Source organism: Streptacidiphilus sp. P02-A3a (assembly GCF_014084105.1).
GTDB lineage: Bacteria > Actinomycetota > Actinomycetes > Streptomycetales > Streptomycetaceae > Streptacidiphilus.
The window spans coordinates 7,810,667-7,828,192 of record NZ_CP048289.1; the positions used below are offsets into that span (position 1 = coordinate 7,810,667).

Below are 17,526 nucleotides of genomic sequence, written 5' to 3' on the forward strand. Positions count from 1 at the left end.
CCCACGGAAAGTCGTGTGAAATGGTTGGTGCTGTGTGTCGCCCGGTTGACGGCGTCTCCCCCGTGGCAGGGGCGCCGGGCCGATCGCGACGGTGCGCGGTGGCCGGGAACAGGCAGCGACCGCCTATTCTTCCACACCATCCGCCGACTGCCTAAATCGTCCGCTCGGCTCGTCCCACTCGACGCCCAGCGCGGCCAGCGCGCGCAGGTCGTGCTTGTCCATCGCGGCCCGCTCCCAGCGCGCGACCAGGTCCGGGCGCATGGCCAGGGTCCGGGCGAAGGCCTGGTCCCGGCGCCAGCGGGCGATCTTCGCGTGGTTGCCGCTGAGCAGGACCTCCGGCACCGGACGCGCCCGCCACTCGGCCGGCTTGGTGTAGACCGGACCCTCCAGCAGGTCGGCCATCCGGCCGGGGGCGAAGGAGTCGTCCTGGTGCGACTCGGCGTTGCCGAGGACCCCGGGCAGCAGCCGGGCCACCGCCTCGACGATCACCAGCACCGCGACCTCCCCGCCGGCCAGCACGTAGTCGCCGATCGAGACCTCGACCACCGGCATCCGGTCGGCGGCGTCCTCGATCACCCGGCGGTCGATGCCCTCGTACCGGGCCGGGGCGAAGGCCAGCCAGGGGCGCTCGGCCAGCTCGTGGGCGAGTTCCTGGGTGAACGGCCGACCGCTGGGGGTGGGCACCACCAGCGTCGGGGCCGGGCCGTCCTCGGGCCGCGCCGAGGCGACCACGCCGTCCAGCGCGGCGGACCACGGCTCGGGCTTCATCACCATGCCGGGGCCGCCGCCGTACGGAGAGTCGTCCACGGTGCGGTGCACGTCGGTGGTGTGCTCGCGCAGTCCGTGCAGCCGGACGTCCAACTGCCCGCGCGCGCGGGCCTTGCCGACCAGGGAGACGTTCAACGGCTCCAGGTACTCGGGAAAGATGGTGACGATGTCGATACGCAAGCCCGGGACCCCTTACTCGGACTCGGCGTCGGACTCGGCAGCGGACTCGTCGGCAGCGTCGGCGTCGGCGGACTCGTCGTCGCGGGCCGAGGCGACCACGGCCTGGGCCGGGTCCAGCAGGCCGGGCGGCGGGGTGAGCACGATCCGGCGCCGCTCCAGGTCGATCTCGGGGACGATCTCGTGGACGAAGGGGACCAGCGCCTCGGCGCCGTCCGGACGCTTCACCGACAGCAGGTCCTGCGCCGGAAGGTGCAGCACCGCGGCGAGCTCGCCGACCGGGGTGCCGTCCGCGAGCACCACGTCCAGGCCGATCAGCTGGTGGTCGTAGAACTCCTCCGGGTCCTCCGGGGTCTGCTCCGGGTCGACCTCGGCGATCAGCAGCGTGCCGCGCAGCGCCTCGGCGCGGTTGCGGTCGTCCACCCCCACGAAGCTGAGCAGCAGCCGACCGCTGTGCACCCGCCCGTCCGCGACGGTGAGCGGCCCGGCCGAGGCTGGGTCGGTGGCCAGCACCGCACCGGGGGCGAGCCGCAGCTCCGGCTCGTCGGTGCGCACCTCCACCGAGACCTGCCCCCTGATGCCATGGGCACGGCCGATCCGGGCGACGACGAGCTGCACGGTGATCGTTCTCCTCTTGGGACGCGAATGACGCGAGATGACGCGGACGCGCACCCGGCCGGGTGCGCGGAGAGCTCGGGTGCAAAGAGCTCGGGGCCGGTGGGGACTGTCGTCCCCACCGGCCCCGAGCGATGCCTTCTGATCTATCGCACGCCGTCCACGTCGACCAGGTCGACGCGGACACTGCGACCGCCGAGAGCGGTGACCACGGTGCGCAGAGCACGCGCGGTACGGCCGCCCCGGCCGATGACCTTGCCCAGGTCCTCGGGGTGCACACGCACTTCGAGGATGCGGCCCCGGCGCAGATCCCGCGAGTGGACCTGGACGTCGTCCGGGTTCTCGACGATGCCCTTCACCAGGTGTTCGAGGGCTTCCTCAAGCATTGATCAGCTCTCGGTGGCCGGAGCGTCGGAGTCGGCCGCGGCCTCGTCCTTCTTGTCCGACTTCTTGGCCTTCGGCGTGATGGCCACACCGGTGGTGGAGTCCTCGAAGCCGGCGACGGCCTTCGCGAACAGGTGCGAGAAGTCCGTGACCTTGGGCTCGGCGACCTTGAGCGGCGCCGGGGCGGGAAGGCCCTTGAACTGCTGCCAGTCACCGGTGAGCTTGAGGATCGCGAGCACGGCCTCGGTCGGCTGGGCGCCGACGCCGAGCCAGTACTGAGCGCGCTCGCTGTCGACCTTGATGATCGAGGGGTCGTAGGTCGGCTGGTAGATGCCGATCTCCTCGATCGCCCGACCGTCACGCTTGGTGCGGGCGTCGGCGACGACGATGCGGTAGTGCGGGGAGCGAATCTTACCGAGACGCTTCAGCTTGATCTTGACTGCCACGGGAGTGGTTCTCCTGGATTTGACGTGGGTGAGCAGCCGCGCGTGCCACGTGGGGTTGCGGTCGGAAGCTGCTCTACGGACACGTCAGCCGGAGGAGAGAGGGGTCCTGCTCGGCTGCCGAGTACTCAGCTGTCCATTCTGCCATAGACCGGCGGACGCGATTCCCGCCGGGTCAGGCCTGGGCTCCGGAGTCGACGATGCGGAAGGGCTGACCGCAGGCGCCGCAGACGATCGCGGCCTGGGAGAGCACCGAGGGCACCACCCGGACGTTGCGGCCGCAGTCGCACACCGCCTTGACGCGGACGCCGCCGCCGGAGGAGCCGTGCCGCGCGGACGGGCCCCGGAAGCTGCGCACCCGGTCCGCACCGGAGCCGCTGGTGGCGGCGGTGTGCATGTCCAGGGCGCGCTGTAGCCGGTCGATGGTGTCCGCGTACCGCTCCCGGGTTTCCGGACGCAGAGTGACCAGCGAGAATCCGCTACTGGCGTGGGGATCCGCCGAGTGGTCCAGACCGAGTTCGTCGGCCAGGGCCAGGAACCGGCGGTTGTGGTAGCGCCCGGCACGAGAGGTGTCACGGATGCCGCGCGCGGCGGCGAGCCCGTGGGCCGCTTCGTGCAGGAGGCGCTCGAAGCCCAACTCGGATCCGCAGGCCGAGGAGGACTCCCCGATGAGTGCCTCCGGAGCCGCGAGATTGGGCAGGTCGGGGTGGTGGCGCTGGATGTCGCCCCAGGCGAGGGCAAGCTCGGCTGCGAGGACCAGAGGTTGTTGTGTCGTGCTCACGCAACGCCAAACGAGGCAGGGTCCCGACATGTTCCGGGAAGTACGAAATCACTGTGGACGAGCTGCGCCGCGCGCCCGCCGAAACGTTCCCCCAGGGCCGCCCCCGGCAGCCGGGCCGAACCGGACACACCCACTCCGACCTGCGGTGATACCGGGAAATACGGCCCTTTGCGGCAGTGGTCCGCCGTCTCCCCGAGGGTCGACGGCGGACCACATTGACTACTCAGATCGGCGGACTCGCGTCTCAGCCACTGAGATCAGAGGCACTGGATCGGCGGCCTCAGTAGGCGCGGGCCACGATCGCCACGTTGCCCGGCTGGTCGTCGGCGGCCGGAACCGAGCCGTCCTCGGCGACCAGGCAGCGCACCGAGACGCCCTGCTCGGCCAGCTTGCGCTCGCCCTCGGGGCCGAGCTCGGCCCAGGAGATCCGGCCCCAGCCGGTGGCCGCCGCCTCGACCGCCTCGCCCAGCGTGCCCACCTCGACGGTGCGGGACTCGCGGCGCTCGCGGGACTGCCGCAGCAGCAGCGCCTGGTCCTCCTCCAGGATGCCGGGGACGATGGCCGCCAGGGCGTCCACCGCGACCGGCTCCTTGCCGCCGGCGATCCGGCGGGCCAGCATCGCGGTGCCGTGCTCCAGGTCGCGCGGGCCGACCTCGATCCGCAGCGGGACGCCCTTGAGCTCCCAGTCCACCGCGCGGCGGCCGAACGGGGTGTCGGTGCGGTCGTCCACGACCACGCGGACCCCGGCCGCCTCCAGCGCCGCGCCGATCTCGCGGACCTTCGCGATCACCGCGTCGTCGCCCTTGATGGCGAGCACGACCACCTGGGTCGCGGCCAGCCGGGGCGGGACCCGCAGGCCGTTGTCGTCGCCGTGCGACATGATCAGGCCGCCGACCATCCGGGTGGAGGTACCCCAGGAGGTCTGCCAGACGTACTCGCGCTCACTGCCGTTGGACAGGTACTGGGTGTTGAACGCCTTGGCGAAGTTCTGCCCCAGCTCGTGGCTGGTGCCCATCTGCAGCGCCTTGCCGTCGCCCATCATCGCTTCGAGGGTGAGCGTGTTGATCGCCCCGGCGAAACGCTCCTTGGCGGTCTTGCGGCCGAGCACCACGTCGATGCCCAGGAGGTTGGTCATGAAGTCGCCGTAGACCTCGGTGTGGATCCGCGAGGCGTACTCGCGGGCGTCCTCGTAGGTGGCGTGGGCCGTGTGGCCCTCCTGCCAGAGGAACTCGGTGGTGCGCAGGAAGACCCGCGGGCGCAGCTCCCAGCGGACCACGTTGGCCCACTGGTTGATCAGCAACGGCAGGTCGCGGTGGCTCTGCACCCACTTGGAGAAGTACTCGTTGATGATCGTCTCGGAGGTGGGCCGGACGACGACCGGCTCCTCCAGTTCCTTGCCGCCGCCGTGGGTGACCACGGCCAGCTCCGGCGCGAAGCCCTCGACGTGCTCGGCCTCGCGGGTCAGGTAGGACTGCGGGATGAACAGCGGGAAGTAGGCGTTCTGCGCGCCCGCCTTCTTGATCCGCGCGTCCATCTCCTGCTGCATCCGCTCCCACAGCGCGTAGCCGTACGGTCGGATGACCATGGTGCCGCGCACCGGACCGTTGTCGGCCAGTTCGGCCTTGTTGATCAGATCCTGGTACCAGCGGGGAAAGTCGTCCGCCTGGGGGGTGAGAACGGGAGCTTTTGCCATGGGGCGAATGATATCCGCCGCCGGGAGGGCAACCGAACGGATAACCGCCGCAGGGCGCGCGGCGCACGGCCGCACCAGGTTTTCAATACCTCCGCGCTCTGGACTCCCGGGCGCGGGCGGAGTTGTCTGGAGGACGTGGGGCGCAGCGCGAGACGACCCTCACGTCCTCGCGGCAGGTCCAAGTCTGAGGAGCCGGTGTGATGGCTTCCGTATCGGTGTCGAGTGAGACGGTCACCCAGCGTGCGCGGGCGCGGCGGCGGGCGCGCGACTGGGCCGAGATCCAGGAGCGGATGCTGGTGCCGCTCTACGAGGCGGTGTACCAGCGACTTGAGGTGGGCCCGGCGACCAGCGTGCTCGGCCTCGGCTGTCGGTCCGGTCTGGCGCTGCTGCTGGCCGCCGGGCGCGGGGCGGAGGTGGTCGGGTTGGAGCCCGAGGCGGAACTCCGGTCGCTGGCGCGGGACCGGTCGCTGCGGGTCCTCGGCGATGTCTACCGGGAGTTGGCGCCGGGCGGCGGCGCGCCCCCGGCGCACTCGCTGGTGACCGCGTTCGAGCACCTGTCCTGCACCGCCGATCCGCAGGCGCTGGTCCGCGACGCGGCGCGGCTGACCGTGCCCGGCGGCTGGGTGGCGCTGGCGACCTGGGGCCCGCCCGAGCGCTGCCAGAGCGCGGGGGTGCTCCGGGTGGCCCGGCGACTGGCGGATCCGCTGCTGCGTGGCGGCTACGCGCCGTTCGCGCTGAGCGGTCCCGGCGCGGTGGAGCGGCTGGTGGCGCTGGCCGGACTGCGGCTGGGCGGGGGTGGCCGGGTGTGCTGCCCGTTCGCCTACCCGGACCTGGACAGCGCGGTGCGCGGGCTGCTGTCCACCGGCGTGTTCGACGCGGCGGTGGAGTACTCCGGGGAACGGCAGGTGGGCAAGGAGGTCACCGAGGCGCTGCACCCGCACCTGCGGCCGGACGGCTCGGTGCGGATGGAGAACGTGTTCCGCTACACCCTGGCCGAGCGGGTGCCCCGCTGAGCGGGACGCTGCTGACCGGGCGTCAGCCGCGCCCGCCCCGGGGCATTCCGGCGACCCGGTAGGCGGCCTCCTCGTCCAGCGTCTCGTGGTCCATCAGCGCATCCGCGAGGGCATCCAACTGCGGCCGGTGGTCCGTCAGTTGGCGGCAGGCCTCGGCGTAGCACTCGGCGACGATGCGGCGGGCCTCGCCGTCCACCGCGTCCAGTGTGGCCGGGGCGGAGGACAGGCCGTAGGCGCCCTGGGTGTCGTTGGGGATGGCGGTGAGCCGACCCACCCGCTCGCTCATGCCCCAGCGTCCGGCCATGCCCCGGGCGATGCTGGTCACCTGCTCCAGGTCGCTCTCCGCACCGGTGGTGACCATCCCGTAGACGACCTGCTCGGCGGCCATGCCGCCGAGCGCGCCGATGATCCGCGAGCGCAGGTACTCCTCGGTGTAGGAGTAGCGGTCGGCGTCGGGGGTGGACAGGGTGACCCCCAGGGCCCGGCCGCGGGGCACGATGGTGATCTTGCGGACCGGGTCCGCGCCGGGGTGCAGCATGCCCAGCAGCGCGTGCCCGGACTCGTGGTACGCGGTGCGGCGGCGCTCCTCCTCCGGCATCACCAGCGAGCGCTTGGCGCCGAGCTGGACCTTCTCCAGGGCGTCCGAGAACTCCCGGGCGCCGACCTGGGTCAGGCCGCGCTTGACCGCGAGCAGCGCGGCCTCGTTGGCGAGGTTGGCCAGGTCGGCGCCGGTCATGCCGGGGGTGATCCGGGCCACCTGCTCCAGGTCCACGTCGGGGGCCAGCGGCACCTCGCGGGTGTGGATGGCCAGGATCGCGCGGCGGCCCTCACGGTCCGGCGGGCTGACGGTGACCGTGCGGTCGAAGCGTCCTGGGCGCAGCAGCGCCGGGTCCAGTACCTCGGCCCGGTTGGTGGCGGCGATCACCACCACCCCCTCGGAGCCGGAGAAGCCGTCCATCTCGGTGAGGATCTGGTTGAGCGTCTGCTCGCGCTCGTCGTGGCCGCCCATGGCGTTGCCGCCGCGGGCGCGGCCGATGGTGTCGATCTCGTCGATGAAGATGATCGCCGGGGCGACCTTGCGGGCCTCGGTGAACAGCTCGCGTACCCGGGAGGCCCCGACGCCGACGATCATCTCCACGAACTCGGAGGCGGAGGCGGAGAAGAATGGCACCCCGGCCTCCCCGGCGACGGCCCGGGCGAGCAGGGTCTTGCCGGTGCCGGGCGGACCGGCGAGCAGCACCCCGCGCGGCATCTTGGCGCCCATCCGGCGGTAGGTCTCGGGGTGCTTGAGGAAGTCCACCACCTCGGTGAGCTCGGCCTTGACCTCGTCGATCCCGGCCACGTCGGCGAAGGTGGTGCGGCGTTCGCCGGGGCCCTGGGTGACCGGCCGGGGCGGGCCCTTCTTCGCCAGGCCGCCGAGGCCGCCCATGCCGCCGCTGCCCAGCCTGCGGGCGATCACCAGCCAGAGCACCACCAGCAGCAGCATCGGGGCCAGCGAGATCAGCAGGTTGGCCAGGAAGCTGCGCTCCTTGACCACCGGTTCGGCGTCCACCACCACGCCCTTGGCCTCCAGCGTGGCCCACAGGTTGTCCTCGGCGAACACCGGGCGCTGGGTGGTGAAGTCGGTGTAGCTGCCCTTGCCGTTGTCGGGCTTGGGCTGGGCCGACTTCAGCTTGCCCTGGATGGTGTCGCCCTTGGCGTAGATCTCGGCGACCTGTCCGGCGTTGAGCTGCTTGCTGAACTCGGTGTAGGTGACGCTGATGCTGTTCGCGTTGCCGAACAGGCTGAGCAGCAGGTCGGCCAGCAGGTAGACGACCACGGCGAACAGCACCAGCCGGATCCAGCTGATCCGCGGCGGCTTGGGTTGCTGCGGGGGCGGCGGCGGGGCGCCCTCCGACCGCCACGGCTTCTCGGGGGTGTCGCGGGGCGGTGCCGGAGTAGTCACCTTTATGACAATACGGACATTTCACTGCCGATGCCAGGATGCGCGCCGCCGACCGACGCCCCGTCGGAGCGCCGCCCGGAGCTCCGGTCAGGCGCCGCTCACACCGCCGAACAGGCCGTTGGTCAGGGCGTGTCGAGGCCCGGCCACTCCTCCGCCGTCAGCGCGTAGCGCTCGTGGTCGCGCCAGGCATCCTGGAGGAACAGCATCCGCGGCGAGGTGCCCTCGTGCCGGAAGCCGAGGCGCTTGGCCATCGCCATCGACGGGATGTTCTCCGGCTGCACGTTGATCTCCAGCCGGTGCAGCCCGAGGCCGCCCGAGGTCTCCGGGGTGAAGCAGCGGTCGACCACCAGCCGCATCCCCTCGGACATCCGACCGGTGCCGTTGTACGGCAGGTAGGAGTTGTAGCCCAGGGTGCCGTTCTGGAAACGGCCCCGGACGATGTTGGCCACGTTGCAGGTACCGACCAGGCCACCGTCCTCGACGTCGAGGACCAGGAACGTCCGCAGCACCGGGCCCTGACGGCGGACCAGGTCGACCAGGCCGTCCGGCTCGACCGGGTTCCACCGCCCGACGTGCTCGGCGGAGCGCCGGACGGCGGCGGCGTAGAGGGTGGCATCGGACAGTTTCGGGGTACGGATCTCCACTCGCATCCGCCCATCATCGCGTACGCGAACGGCCGCCCGCCCCCGGTTGCCGGGGCGGACGGCCGTGGTTCGGCGCGGACGCGATCAGCGCCGGTCCCTGCTCAGAGCAGGTCCTTGAACTCCTTGGGGAGCTCGAAGTTCTCCGGCAGCTGCGCCGCGCCGGGACCGAAGGCCCCGCCCGGCTGCGCCTTGCGCTCCAGCGCGGCCTTCTGGTCCGCGGCCCGCTTCAGCGGGTTGCCGGACTTCTGCTTGCCCTTGGCCTGCTTCTGCTGCTTGGCCTTGCGGGCGCCGCCGCCACCCATGCCCGGCATGCCCGGCATCCCCGGCATGCCCTTGCCGCCGGCCATCGCCGACATCATCTTGCGGGCCTCGAAGAAGCGCTCCACCAGGCTGCTGACCTCGGACACGTGGACGCCCGAGCCCTTGGCGATACGGGCCCGGCGGGAGCCGTTGATGATCTTCGGGTCGTCCCGCTCGGCCTGGGTCATCGACTTGATGATCGCGCCCACCCGGGCGACGTCCTTGTCGTCGATGTTGTTGATCTGGTCGCGCATCTGCGCCATGCCCGGCAGCATGCCCAGCAGCTTGGAGATGGAGCCCATCTTGGCGACCTGCTCCAGCTGGCCCAGGAAGTCGCCGAGGCCGAACTCCTTGCCGCCCTTGCTGGACAGCTTGGAGACCAGCTTGGCGGACTCGTCCTGGTTGAACGTCTTCTCGGCCTGCTCGATCAGGCTGAGCACGTCGCCCATGCCGAGGATCCGGGAGGCCATCCGGTCCGGGTGGAACGCGTCGAAGTCGGTCAGCTTCTCGCCGTTGGAGGCGAACATGATCTGACGGCCGGTGAGGTGCGCCACCGACAGCGCGGCACCACCGCGGGCATCGCCGTCCAGCTTGGACAGCACCACACCGGTGAAGTCGACGCCTTCGAGGAAGGCCTGGGCGGTGGTGACCGCGTCCTGGCCGATCATCGCGTCGAGGACGAACAGCACCTCGTCCGGGTTGACCGCCGAGCGGATGTCGGCGGCCTGCCGCATCAGCTCGGCGTCGATGCCGAGCCGGCCGGCGGTGTCGACGATGACCACGTCGTACTGCTTGGTCTTGGCGTACTCGATGGAGTCCCGGGCGACCTTCACCGGGTCGCCGACGCCGTTGCCCGGCTCGGGGGCGTAGATGGCCACCCCGGCCCGCTCGGCGACGACGCCGAGCTGGGTGACCGCGTTCGGGCGCTGCAGGTCACAGGCCACCAGCAGCGGCGTGTGCTTCTGCTGCTTGAGCCAGTAACCGAGCTTTCCGGCGAGCGTGGTCTTGCCCGCGCCCTGGAGGCCCGCGAGCATGATCACGGTCGGACCGGTCTTGGCGTAGCGCAGCCGCCGGGTCTCCCCGCCGAGGATGCTGACCAGTTCCTCGTCGACGATCTTGATGACCTGCTGGGCCGGGTTCAGCCCACCGGCGATCGCCACGCCGAGGGACCGCTCCTTGACCTGCTTGATGAACGCGCGCACGGCCGGAAGCGCGACGTCGGCCTCCAGCAGGGCGATGCGGATCTCACGGCAGGTGGCGTCGATGTCCTCCTCGGACAGGCGCCCCTTGCCACGGAGGTTCTTGAACGTCGCTGCGAGGCGGTCGGAAAGGGTATCGAACACGTCGGTCGCGGGTCCTCGTGGCTCGGTTACGGATGGAACAGTCGCCCCCCAGGGTATCCGGCCGCGCGTGGTACGGGACCCACCCGCCCCCGACCGGTCTCAGCACAGCGCCCGCTCCACCGATCGGGCCACCTCCAGCGCGCGCTCGCGCGGCAGCGGACGGCCGTCGACGCCGGTCACGTAGAAGGCGTCGACCGCGTCCGCGCCCAGGGTGGAGATCCGCGCGGTACGGACCCGGACCCCGGTCGACTCCAGCGCCCGGCCGATCCGGTGCAGCAGGCCCGGGGCGTCGTGCGCGCGGACTTCGAGCACCGTCGCCGAGGCCGAGCCGCCCGCCGCGACGGTGACCCGCGGCGGCGGGGCGGCGCTGCCCCGGCGGCGCGGGGCCGAGGCGTCCCGCTCGGCCAGGCGGCGGCTGACGTCGAGCCCGCCGTCCAGTGCCCGGCGGATGTCCGCGCGCAGCCGGGCCGCCTCCGGTACCTCGCCGAACTCGGCGGCCACCTGCCAGGTCAGCGCCAGCACCGGGCCGGCGCCGATCGGGTCGAGCTCGCGGATCGCCGCCGCCCGGACGGTCAGCCGGTGCAGCGCCAGCACCCCGGCCACCGTCGGCAGCACCGCCGGGCGGTCCGGCAGCGCCAGGGTGAGGGTGACCCCCATCGGCTCGGTGGTCGGGTCCGGCGCCTGCTCGGACTCGGCCCGCAGCGACAGCACCGGGCCGCCGGTGCGGGCCGCCTCCACCGCCAGCCGCTCCTCCTCCGCCGAGGGCTCGGCCGGACCGGGGCCGCTGCCGGAACCGGGGGCCTGCCGGGACTCCTCGTCCAGGGCGGCGGCGGCCCGCCCGGCCAGGTCGGCGACCAGGGTGGCCCGCCAGGTGCTCCACGCGGCCGGACCGGTGGCCAGCGCGTCGGCCTCGGTCAGCGCGTGCAGCAGCTCCAGTACGCCGGTGCTGCCGACCGCCGAGGTGATCGTGGCCACCGTGGCCGGGTCGTCCAGGTCGCGCCGGGTCGCCGTGTCCACCAGCAGCAGGTGCTGCCGGACCAGCAGCGCCAGGGTGTCCACGTCCGGCTTGGGGAAGCCGAGCCGGGCGGCGACGTCGCGGGTGATCACCTCGCCCGCCTCGGAGTGGTCGCCCGGCCAGCCCTTGCCGATGTCGTGCAGCAGCGCCGCCACCAGCAGCAGGTCGGGGCGGGCCACCCGGCGGGTGAGCGCGGCGGCCTGGACCGCCGTCTCCACCAGGTGGCGGTCGACCGTCCACCGGTGCACCGCGTTGCGCTGCGGGCGACAGCGGACCCGCTCCCAGTCCGGCAGCAGCCTGGCCACCAGTCCCTCGGCCTCCAGCGCCTCCCAGACCGGGATCGCGCTCTCCCCCGCGCCGAGCAGGGTCACCAGCTGCTCCCGGGCCTCGTCCGGCCAGGGCACCGGCAGCGGCCGGGACTCGGCGGCCAGGCGGCGGGCGGTCGAGGGCGCCAGCGGCAGACCGGCCTGGGCGGCGGCCGCCGCGGCCCGCAGCGGCAGCACCGGATCGGCGGCGGGCTTGGCGGTGGCGGCCAGCACCGCCTCGCCGTCCTGCTCGACCACGCCCTCCGCCAGCGGGCTGCGCAGCGCGGAGCCGCGCTGCGGCGCGGCCCGCCCGGCGGAGCCGAAGCCGAAGCGGGTGCTGCGGCGCGGCCGGTCGCTGCGGGCCCGCAGCACCCGGTCCACCTCGCGCCAGGTGACGTCGGCGGCGTAGGCGACGGTGCGGGCCGCCTCGTAGACCTGGCGCAGCAGGATGTCCGCGTCGAGCACCCCGAGCTCGGCCGCGACCTGGTCCTGGTCCTGGAGGCTGAGCCGGTCGGTGGCCCGGCCGGTGACCAGGTGCAGCGTGTCCCGGACGTCGCGCAGCCGGGCTCCGGCGGCGTCCAGACCGGCCCGGGGCGCGTCGGCGATCCAGGAGGCGGCCACCGCGTCCAGTGCGGTGAGGTCGCGCAGGCCGCCCCTGGCCTCCTTGAGGTCGGGCTCCAGCAGGAACGACAGCTCGCCGTGGCGTTCCGCGCGCTCCCGGCACAGGGCGTGCAGCTCCGGCAGCCGGTCGGCGGCGGCCGAGCGCCAGTCGGCCAGCACGCTGGAGCGCAGCGAGGCGGTCAGCGACGGGTCCCCCGCCAGGTGCCGGGCGTCCAGCAGGCCCAGCTGCACCTTGAGGTCGCCCGCGGCGACCTTGCGGGCGGTGCCCAGGTCGCGCACCGAGTGGTCCAGGGCGATGCCGTTGTCCCAGACCGGGTACCAGATCTGTTCGGCGAGTTGCGAGACGGCCGTGCCGCTGGGCCCGCCGTCGTGCAGCAGCAGCAGGTCCAGGTCGCTGCGGGGGGACAGTTCGCCGCGCCCGTAGCCGCCGACGGCGACCAGGGCGACCCCGGTCAGGCCGTCGGCGGCGGTGGTGAACAGGCCGGACAGCCAGCGGTCGGTGAGCTCGGCCAGGGCGGCGCGGCGGGCCGCGCCGGTCCTCGGGTCCGCGCGCAGCAGGTGCAGCCGCTGGGCCGCGTAGCCGGTCGGTTCGGTTGCGGAGTCGGGCCTGGGACCGCTGCCGGGGCCGGGTGCCGGGGCGGACGTGCCGAGGACGGGGGTGGAGCCTGCCTGTGCCTGCTGCCGATCAGTCAACGGGTCTCCCGTGGCTGGTGCCGAAATGCCTGGTGCCGCGGATACGCGAACAGCCGGAGCGGTGCCGGCGCCTCTCGGCGCCGGCTCCTCCGGCGGGGTCGGTGGGACGCGGCGGCGGGGGAAGCCGGGCCTCGTCGCCCGCGCTCCCCCCGCCACTGCTTGGTTCAGTTGTCGCCCGGCACGGACGGAGCTACAGCGCGTCCGGTCCGCGTTCCCCGGTGCGTACCCGGACCGCGGTCTCGACCGGGACGCTCCAGACCTTGCCGTCACCGATCTTGCCAGTGCGGGCGGCCTTGATGATCACCTCTATCAGGCCTTCGGCGTCGTCGTCCTCGGCCAGCACCTCTATCCGGACCTTGGGCACCAGGTCCACGGTGTACTCGGCACCCCGGTAGACCTCGGTGTGGCCGTGCTGCCGACCATAGCCGCTGGCCTCGGTGACGGTCAGCCCGTGCACCCCGAACGCCTGAAGCGCGTCCTTGACCTCGTCCAGACGGTGCGGCTTGATGACTGCGGTGATGAGCTTCATGCCTCGACCTTCGTTTCCGCGCCGGCCTTGGCGGCGACGCCTACCTCGGGCTCATCCTTGGCCACCTGGGCGGGGGACGCCAGGGCCTTGGAGAGTGCCGCGCCGACGGCGCTGAAGTCGTAGGCCGACTCGGCGTGCTCGGCCAGGTCGATCCCGGCGACCTCGACCTCCTCCGGAACCCGGAAGCCCATGGTCTTCTCGATCAGCTTGCCCAGGATGTACGCCATCACGAAGGAGTAGGCGCCGACCGAGACCACGCCGATCGCCTGCTTGCCGAGCTGGTCCAGGCCGCCGCCGTAGAACAGGCCCTTGGCCGGGGCGCCCAGGTGACCGGTGGCGAACAGGCCGATCAGCAGGGCGCCGGTGGCACCGCCGACGGCGTGCACGCCGACCACGTCCAGCGAGTCGTCGAAGCCGAGCTTGTACTTGAGGCTGATGGTGTAGGCGCACAGGGCGCCGACGATCAGGCCGAGCGCCAGCGAGCCGAGCGGGCTGATGTAGGCACAGGCGGGGGTGATCCCGACCAGGCCGGCCACCGCGCCGGAGGCCGCGCCGAGGGTGGTGAAGGCGCCGTGCTTGATCCGCTCGAAGGCGAGCCAGCCGATCATCGCGGCACCGGTGGCGATCTGGGTGTTGATGAAGGCGATCCCGGCCAGGCCGTTGGCGGAGAGCGCGGAGCCCGCGTTGAAGCCGAACCAGCCGAACCACAGCAGCCCGGAGCCGAGCATCACCAGCGGCAGGCTGTGCGGACGCATCGGGTCCTTCTTGAAGCCGACCCGCTTGCCGAGGACCAGGCACAGGGCCAGACCGGCCATACCGGCGTTGAGGTGGACCGCGGTACCGCCGGCGAAGTCGAGCACGCCGACCTTGTCGACCAGCCAGCCGCCCTTGCCGTTGTCGCTGTAGAAGACCCAGTGCGCGACCGGGAAGTAGACGAGGGTGGTCCACAGGGCGACGAAGAGGCCCCAGGCGGCAAAGCGGGTGCGGTCCGCGATGGCGCCGCTGATCAGCGCCGGAGTGATCACCGCGAACATCAACTGGAAGGCGGACAGTGCGAAAACCGGAATGCCATAGCCCAAGTAGAGCTGGTTCATCCCAATGTTTCTCATGCCCAGGTAGTGCAGGTTTCCGATCAAGCCGTGGAAGGCGTCAGGACCGAAGCTGAGCGAGAAGCCGAAGAGCACCCAGAGCACTGTCACGATACCCAGCGCGATGAAGCTCATGACCAGCATGTTCAGGGCGCTCTTGGCCCGGACCATGCCGCCGTAGAAGAACGCGAGGCCCGGTGTCATCAACATGACCAGTGCCGCGCTTATGAGCACGAATGCGGTGTCCCCGCCGCTGAAGCCGGTAGGCATCGGCGTCTCCTCGAATGTTGAGCCGCTCCGATCCCCGGTATCCCGTCCCGTACCACCGGAGGCGTCGGCTTGTTGAAGAGGAGATTGACAAGGGGCGGTTTCGGCCGACGCGCCGACGTGTTTCCGGTAGGTGACGAAGCTGACGCCGCTGTTACGCGGCGGTGAACGCCCAGCAAAAGGCCCGGCCGCGAAAACCATCCTGCAGACCAGGCGTGGGGGAGCCAAGTGTGAAGGGTTTTCGCGGCCGGAACTCTGGGGGGCTGCCGAGGCTGAAAACCGCCTCAGCGGCGCGCGGGGGCCGTTGGCTCAGACGGCCTGCGGACGGTTGAACTCGGGGAGGTCCTGATCGATCCTTTCGCGCAGCCGGTTCACCTCGGCGACGTCGCGGAACTCCCCCAGTGCCGCCTCGGTGGTCTTCCTGAGCCTGGTGTTGACGCGTTCCGAGCGGATCCGCATCGCTATGTCCACGGCCTGCTGGGCGGAGGCGGCGGCGGCCTCGGGCTCCTGCTGGAGCAGGTGGACGCTGGCCATGCCGATCAGGTTGAGGGCGTAGGAGCGCTGGTGGCCCGGGTCCTGCGAGAAGAGCTCCACCGCCCGCTCCATCACCGGCTGCGACTCCATCGCGTACTGGCGGTTGCGGCCGGTCTGGTAGCTGAGGTCGCGGTAGGAGTGGGCGTTCTCCGCGTTGAGCTCGGCCTCGGAGAAGAAGCGGATCCAGTCCGGCTCCGGATCCCCGTCGTTGATGTCCCGGAAGCTGTCCTCCGCCAGCCGGGCCGCGCGGAAGCACTTGGTGACGTCGCCCAGGTTGGCGTAGGCACGCGCCTCCAGCACGTGCATCAGCGACTGGGTGCGCGGGGTGGCGGTGTCGCGGCTGCCGTACTGGGCGAGGTGGATCAGCTCCAGGGCGTCGGTGCCACGGTTCAGGTGGATCATCTGGCGGCACATGTCGGACAGGATCAGCGCGCCGAAGGGGCGGTCCCCCGCCTCCTTGGCCGCGTGCAGGGCCAGCACGTAGTACTTCTGCGCGCTGGGGTGCATCCCTATGTCGTACGACATCCACCCGGCGAGGTGGGCGAGCTGGGCGGTGGTCTGGAACAGCCGCCGGGTGACGTCCGGGCTGTAGCTCTCCTGGAGCAGGTCGCAGACCTCGTGCAGCTGGCCGACCACGGCCTTGCGGCGCAGGCCGCCGCCGTTCTGGGCGTCCCACTGGCGGAACATCATCACCGTGGATTCGAGCAGGTCCAGCTCCGGGGCGGAGATCCGGCCGGTGATCTGGGCCTGGTCCCGGCCGGCCGCCAGGATCGGCGTCGGCCGACCGCTGGCGGAGGGGGCGAGCCAGCGCTGGAGCGGTTCGATCAGAGCGGTACCGGCGGTGAGCGCCAGCGAGGTGCCGAGGAAGCCCCGACGGTTGAGCATCAGGTCGCTGCGGGAGTAGTCGGAGAGCAGCTGCACGGTCTGCGGACCGCTCCAGGGGAGGTCCACCCCGCTGCCGGGGGTGAGCTGGACCGTCGGCTTCAGGCCCAGGTCCTCGATGTTGACCAGCGATCCGAAGCGCTCGGAGAAGAGATCGGAGAGGATCTTCGGAATCGGCTCGCGCGGGCACTCCCCGTCGAGCCAGCGCCGGACCCGCGAGGTGTCGGTACTGACATGGCTGGCGCCGATCTGCCGGGCGCGCTTGTTCACCTGGCGCGCCAACTCACCCTTTGACCAACCGCTCCTGACGAACCACGCCGTCAGTTGCTCATTTGGTTGCTTCTCGCCCACCGGAACGCCCCCATCCCGGGCTCACCTCCACGGTGCCCGTGACTCCCCGTCAGCCGGGGGTCCGGGCCTGATCGCCGACAGATCCAACGGACCGTCATGGGACCTGCCCTGGAATCCACTTGTTGGATTCGGATGCCAGCGGCATACCCACGCGTTCGGAGGAGAACTGCCCTGCGGAGCGAACGTAGCGTGCCCACGACCATCCGGGGGAGTTCGCCGGGAGAAACGCCACCTTTCGCCACCCCTGGGGGTGAACTTTCGGCGGTCCTGGCGCGCTTCACTGGATCTCGGGCGAACTCCCGCTCGCTCTCGCACTATGACCCTCCTCCATCGGCGCGTCCCCGGCAACGTCCTCCGCTCGCGGCGTCGCCGCAGCTGGAGCACGAGGTCAGGGCACGCGCCCCCCGGACGAACCGCGCACCCTGCCGCACCCCGGCGTAACCATCGGACCCCCGTACCTGTTGGTGGTGAGTGGACTTGGACATCCTGTTCGACAGGCCGATCTTCGGCGGACGCGCGCTGGGCCCACGCGGTCGGGCCCGCGCCAGCCGGTGCCGGGCCGTCGCCGAGTACACGCTGACCCTGGGCTGGACCGCCGTCCTGGCCGGGTCCGAACTGCCGCCCGCCAGCAGTCCGGACCAGGTCGGCGACCTGTGGCTGCGGCACCCCGGCGCGGAGCTGCGGCTGCGCACCGGCATCGGCTTCGACGCGCTGGACGTCCCGGAGCAGGCGGGCTTCCGGGCGCTGGTCCGGCTGGAGCGGATGGGCGTCCGGCCCGGGCCGGTGCTGGCGGCCGGGGACCGGGCGCTGTTCCTGGTCGCCCCGCACACCGCCGAGGTGCTGCCGGACCTGCTGTACCGCACCGGCTGGGACGACGCCGAGCTCGACCTGCGCTGCCACGGCCCGGGCGGTTCGGTCCCGGCACCGCCCACCGCGCTCACCCGCTGGCTGCGCCCGCCCACGCCGGAGAGCGCGGCCCGCCCGCCGGAGGCCAGGCTGCTGCTGGGGACGCTGGCGTACGCCTGCCACCGGGGGGTCGCCGGGCTGGTCGGGCGGCGCTGACCGGACGGCCGCTGACCGGACGGCCGGGTCGGGGCGGAACGAGCGGCGGGCCGCCTCCCGGTCGGGAGGCGGC

Annotated in this window: 15 protein-coding genes; 2 read left to right on the forward strand and 13 right to left on the reverse strand. The window is 72.1% G+C overall.

Translation table 11 applies throughout. From position 1 onward, the window contains the following. Window positions 1–123: 123 nt before the first annotated feature. The 6 genes from trmD to proS all read right to left on the reverse strand — a co-directional run bounded on the left by trmD (window position 124) and on the right by proS (window position 4,861). On the reverse strand, window positions 124–948 hold the full coding sequence (gene trmD, locus GXP74_RS32820) for a tRNA (guanosine(37)-N1)-methyltransferase TrmD (RefSeq protein WP_182454890.1): 825 nt from the start codon (window positions 946–948) through the stop codon (window positions 124–126). Between the two features lie 12 nt (window positions 949–960). After that, window positions 961–1,563, reverse strand: a complete 603-nt coding sequence (gene rimM / locus GXP74_RS32825) for a ribosome maturation factor RimM (RefSeq protein ID WP_182454891.1) — start codon at window positions 1,561–1,563, stop codon at window positions 961–963. A gap of 143 nt (window positions 1,564–1,706) precedes the next feature. Then, complete coding sequence (locus tag GXP74_RS32830; RefSeq protein WP_182454892.1) at window positions 1,707–1,946, reverse strand: RNA-binding protein; 240 nt, start codon at window positions 1,944–1,946, stop codon at window positions 1,707–1,709. A gap of 3 nt (window positions 1,947–1,949) precedes the next feature. Further along, entirely contained in the window at window positions 1,950–2,390 is a 441-nt protein-coding gene (gene rpsP / locus GXP74_RS32835; protein WP_182454893.1) for a 30S ribosomal protein S16, read from the reverse strand. A gap of 172 nt (window positions 2,391–2,562) precedes the next feature. Then, a complete protein-coding gene (locus GXP74_RS32840; protein ID WP_182454894.1) occupies window positions 2,563–3,168 on the reverse strand; it encodes a hypothetical protein in 606 nt (201 codons plus the stop codon). 280 nt (window positions 3,169–3,448) lie between these two features. Then, window positions 3,449–4,861, reverse strand: a complete 1,413-nt coding sequence (gene proS, locus GXP74_RS32845) for a proline--tRNA ligase (RefSeq protein ID WP_182454895.1) — start codon at window positions 4,859–4,861, stop codon at window positions 3,449–3,451. A 200-nt stretch (window positions 4,862–5,061) separates the two neighbouring features. On the opposite strand from proS, the gene GXP74_RS32850 reads away from it, so the two are divergent. Further along, window positions 5,062–5,874 (forward strand): class I SAM-dependent methyltransferase, encoded by an 813-nt coding sequence (locus GXP74_RS32850; protein ID WP_182454896.1) that lies wholly within the window; start codon window positions 5,062–5,064, stop codon window positions 5,872–5,874. Between the two features lie 22 nt (window positions 5,875–5,896). Here the strand turns inward: GXP74_RS32850 and ftsH are convergent, their stop codons facing one another. The 7 genes from ftsH to GXP74_RS32885 form a co-directional block, all read right to left on the reverse strand. After that, a complete protein-coding gene (ftsH, locus tag GXP74_RS32855) occupies window positions 5,897–7,819 on the reverse strand; it encodes an ATP-dependent zinc metalloprotease FtsH (protein ID WP_182454897.1) in 1,923 nt (640 codons plus the stop codon). Window positions 7,820–7,941: 122 nt separating this feature from the next. Further along, window positions 7,942–8,469 carry a GNAT family N-acetyltransferase gene (locus GXP74_RS32860; RefSeq protein WP_182454898.1) on the reverse strand — a complete coding sequence of 176 codons (528 nt, stop codon included), beginning with the start codon at window positions 8,467–8,469 and terminating at the stop codon, window positions 7,942–7,944. Between the two features lie 95 nt (window positions 8,470–8,564). Continuing rightward, on the reverse strand, window positions 8,565–10,106 hold the full coding sequence (ffh, locus tag GXP74_RS32865) for a signal recognition particle protein (RefSeq protein ID WP_182454899.1): 1,542 nt from the start codon (window positions 10,104–10,106) through the stop codon (window positions 8,565–8,567). 99 nt (window positions 10,107–10,205) lie between these two features. Further along, on the reverse strand, window positions 10,206–12,740 hold the full coding sequence (locus GXP74_RS32870; protein ID WP_182454900.1) for a [protein-PII] uridylyltransferase: 2,535 nt from the start codon (window positions 12,738–12,740) through the stop codon (window positions 10,206–10,208). Window positions 12,741–12,930: 190 nt separating this feature from the next. Further along, the gene (locus tag GXP74_RS32875; RefSeq protein WP_182454901.1) at window positions 12,931–13,269 is read right to left on the reverse strand and encodes a P-II family nitrogen regulator; all 339 of its coding nucleotides are present in this window, start codon (window positions 13,267–13,269) and stop codon (window positions 12,931–12,933) included. Then, window positions 13,266–14,627, reverse strand: a complete 1,362-nt coding sequence (locus GXP74_RS32880; protein WP_182454902.1) for an ammonium transporter — start codon at window positions 14,625–14,627, stop codon at window positions 13,266–13,268. The genes GXP74_RS32875 and GXP74_RS32880 overlap by 4 nt, the downstream gene beginning before the upstream one ends. A gap of 306 nt (window positions 14,628–14,933) precedes the next feature. Then, a complete protein-coding gene (locus GXP74_RS32885) occupies window positions 14,934–16,391 on the reverse strand; it encodes a hypothetical protein (protein WP_182454903.1) in 1,458 nt (485 codons plus the stop codon). Window positions 16,392–16,874: 483 nt separating this feature from the next. Between GXP74_RS32885 and GXP74_RS32890 the strand changes: the two genes are divergently transcribed. Further along, entirely contained in the window at window positions 16,875–17,453 is a 579-nt protein-coding gene (locus GXP74_RS32890) for a bifunctional DNA primase/polymerase (protein WP_370468574.1), read from the forward strand. Window positions 17,454–17,526: the final 73 nt, after the last annotated feature.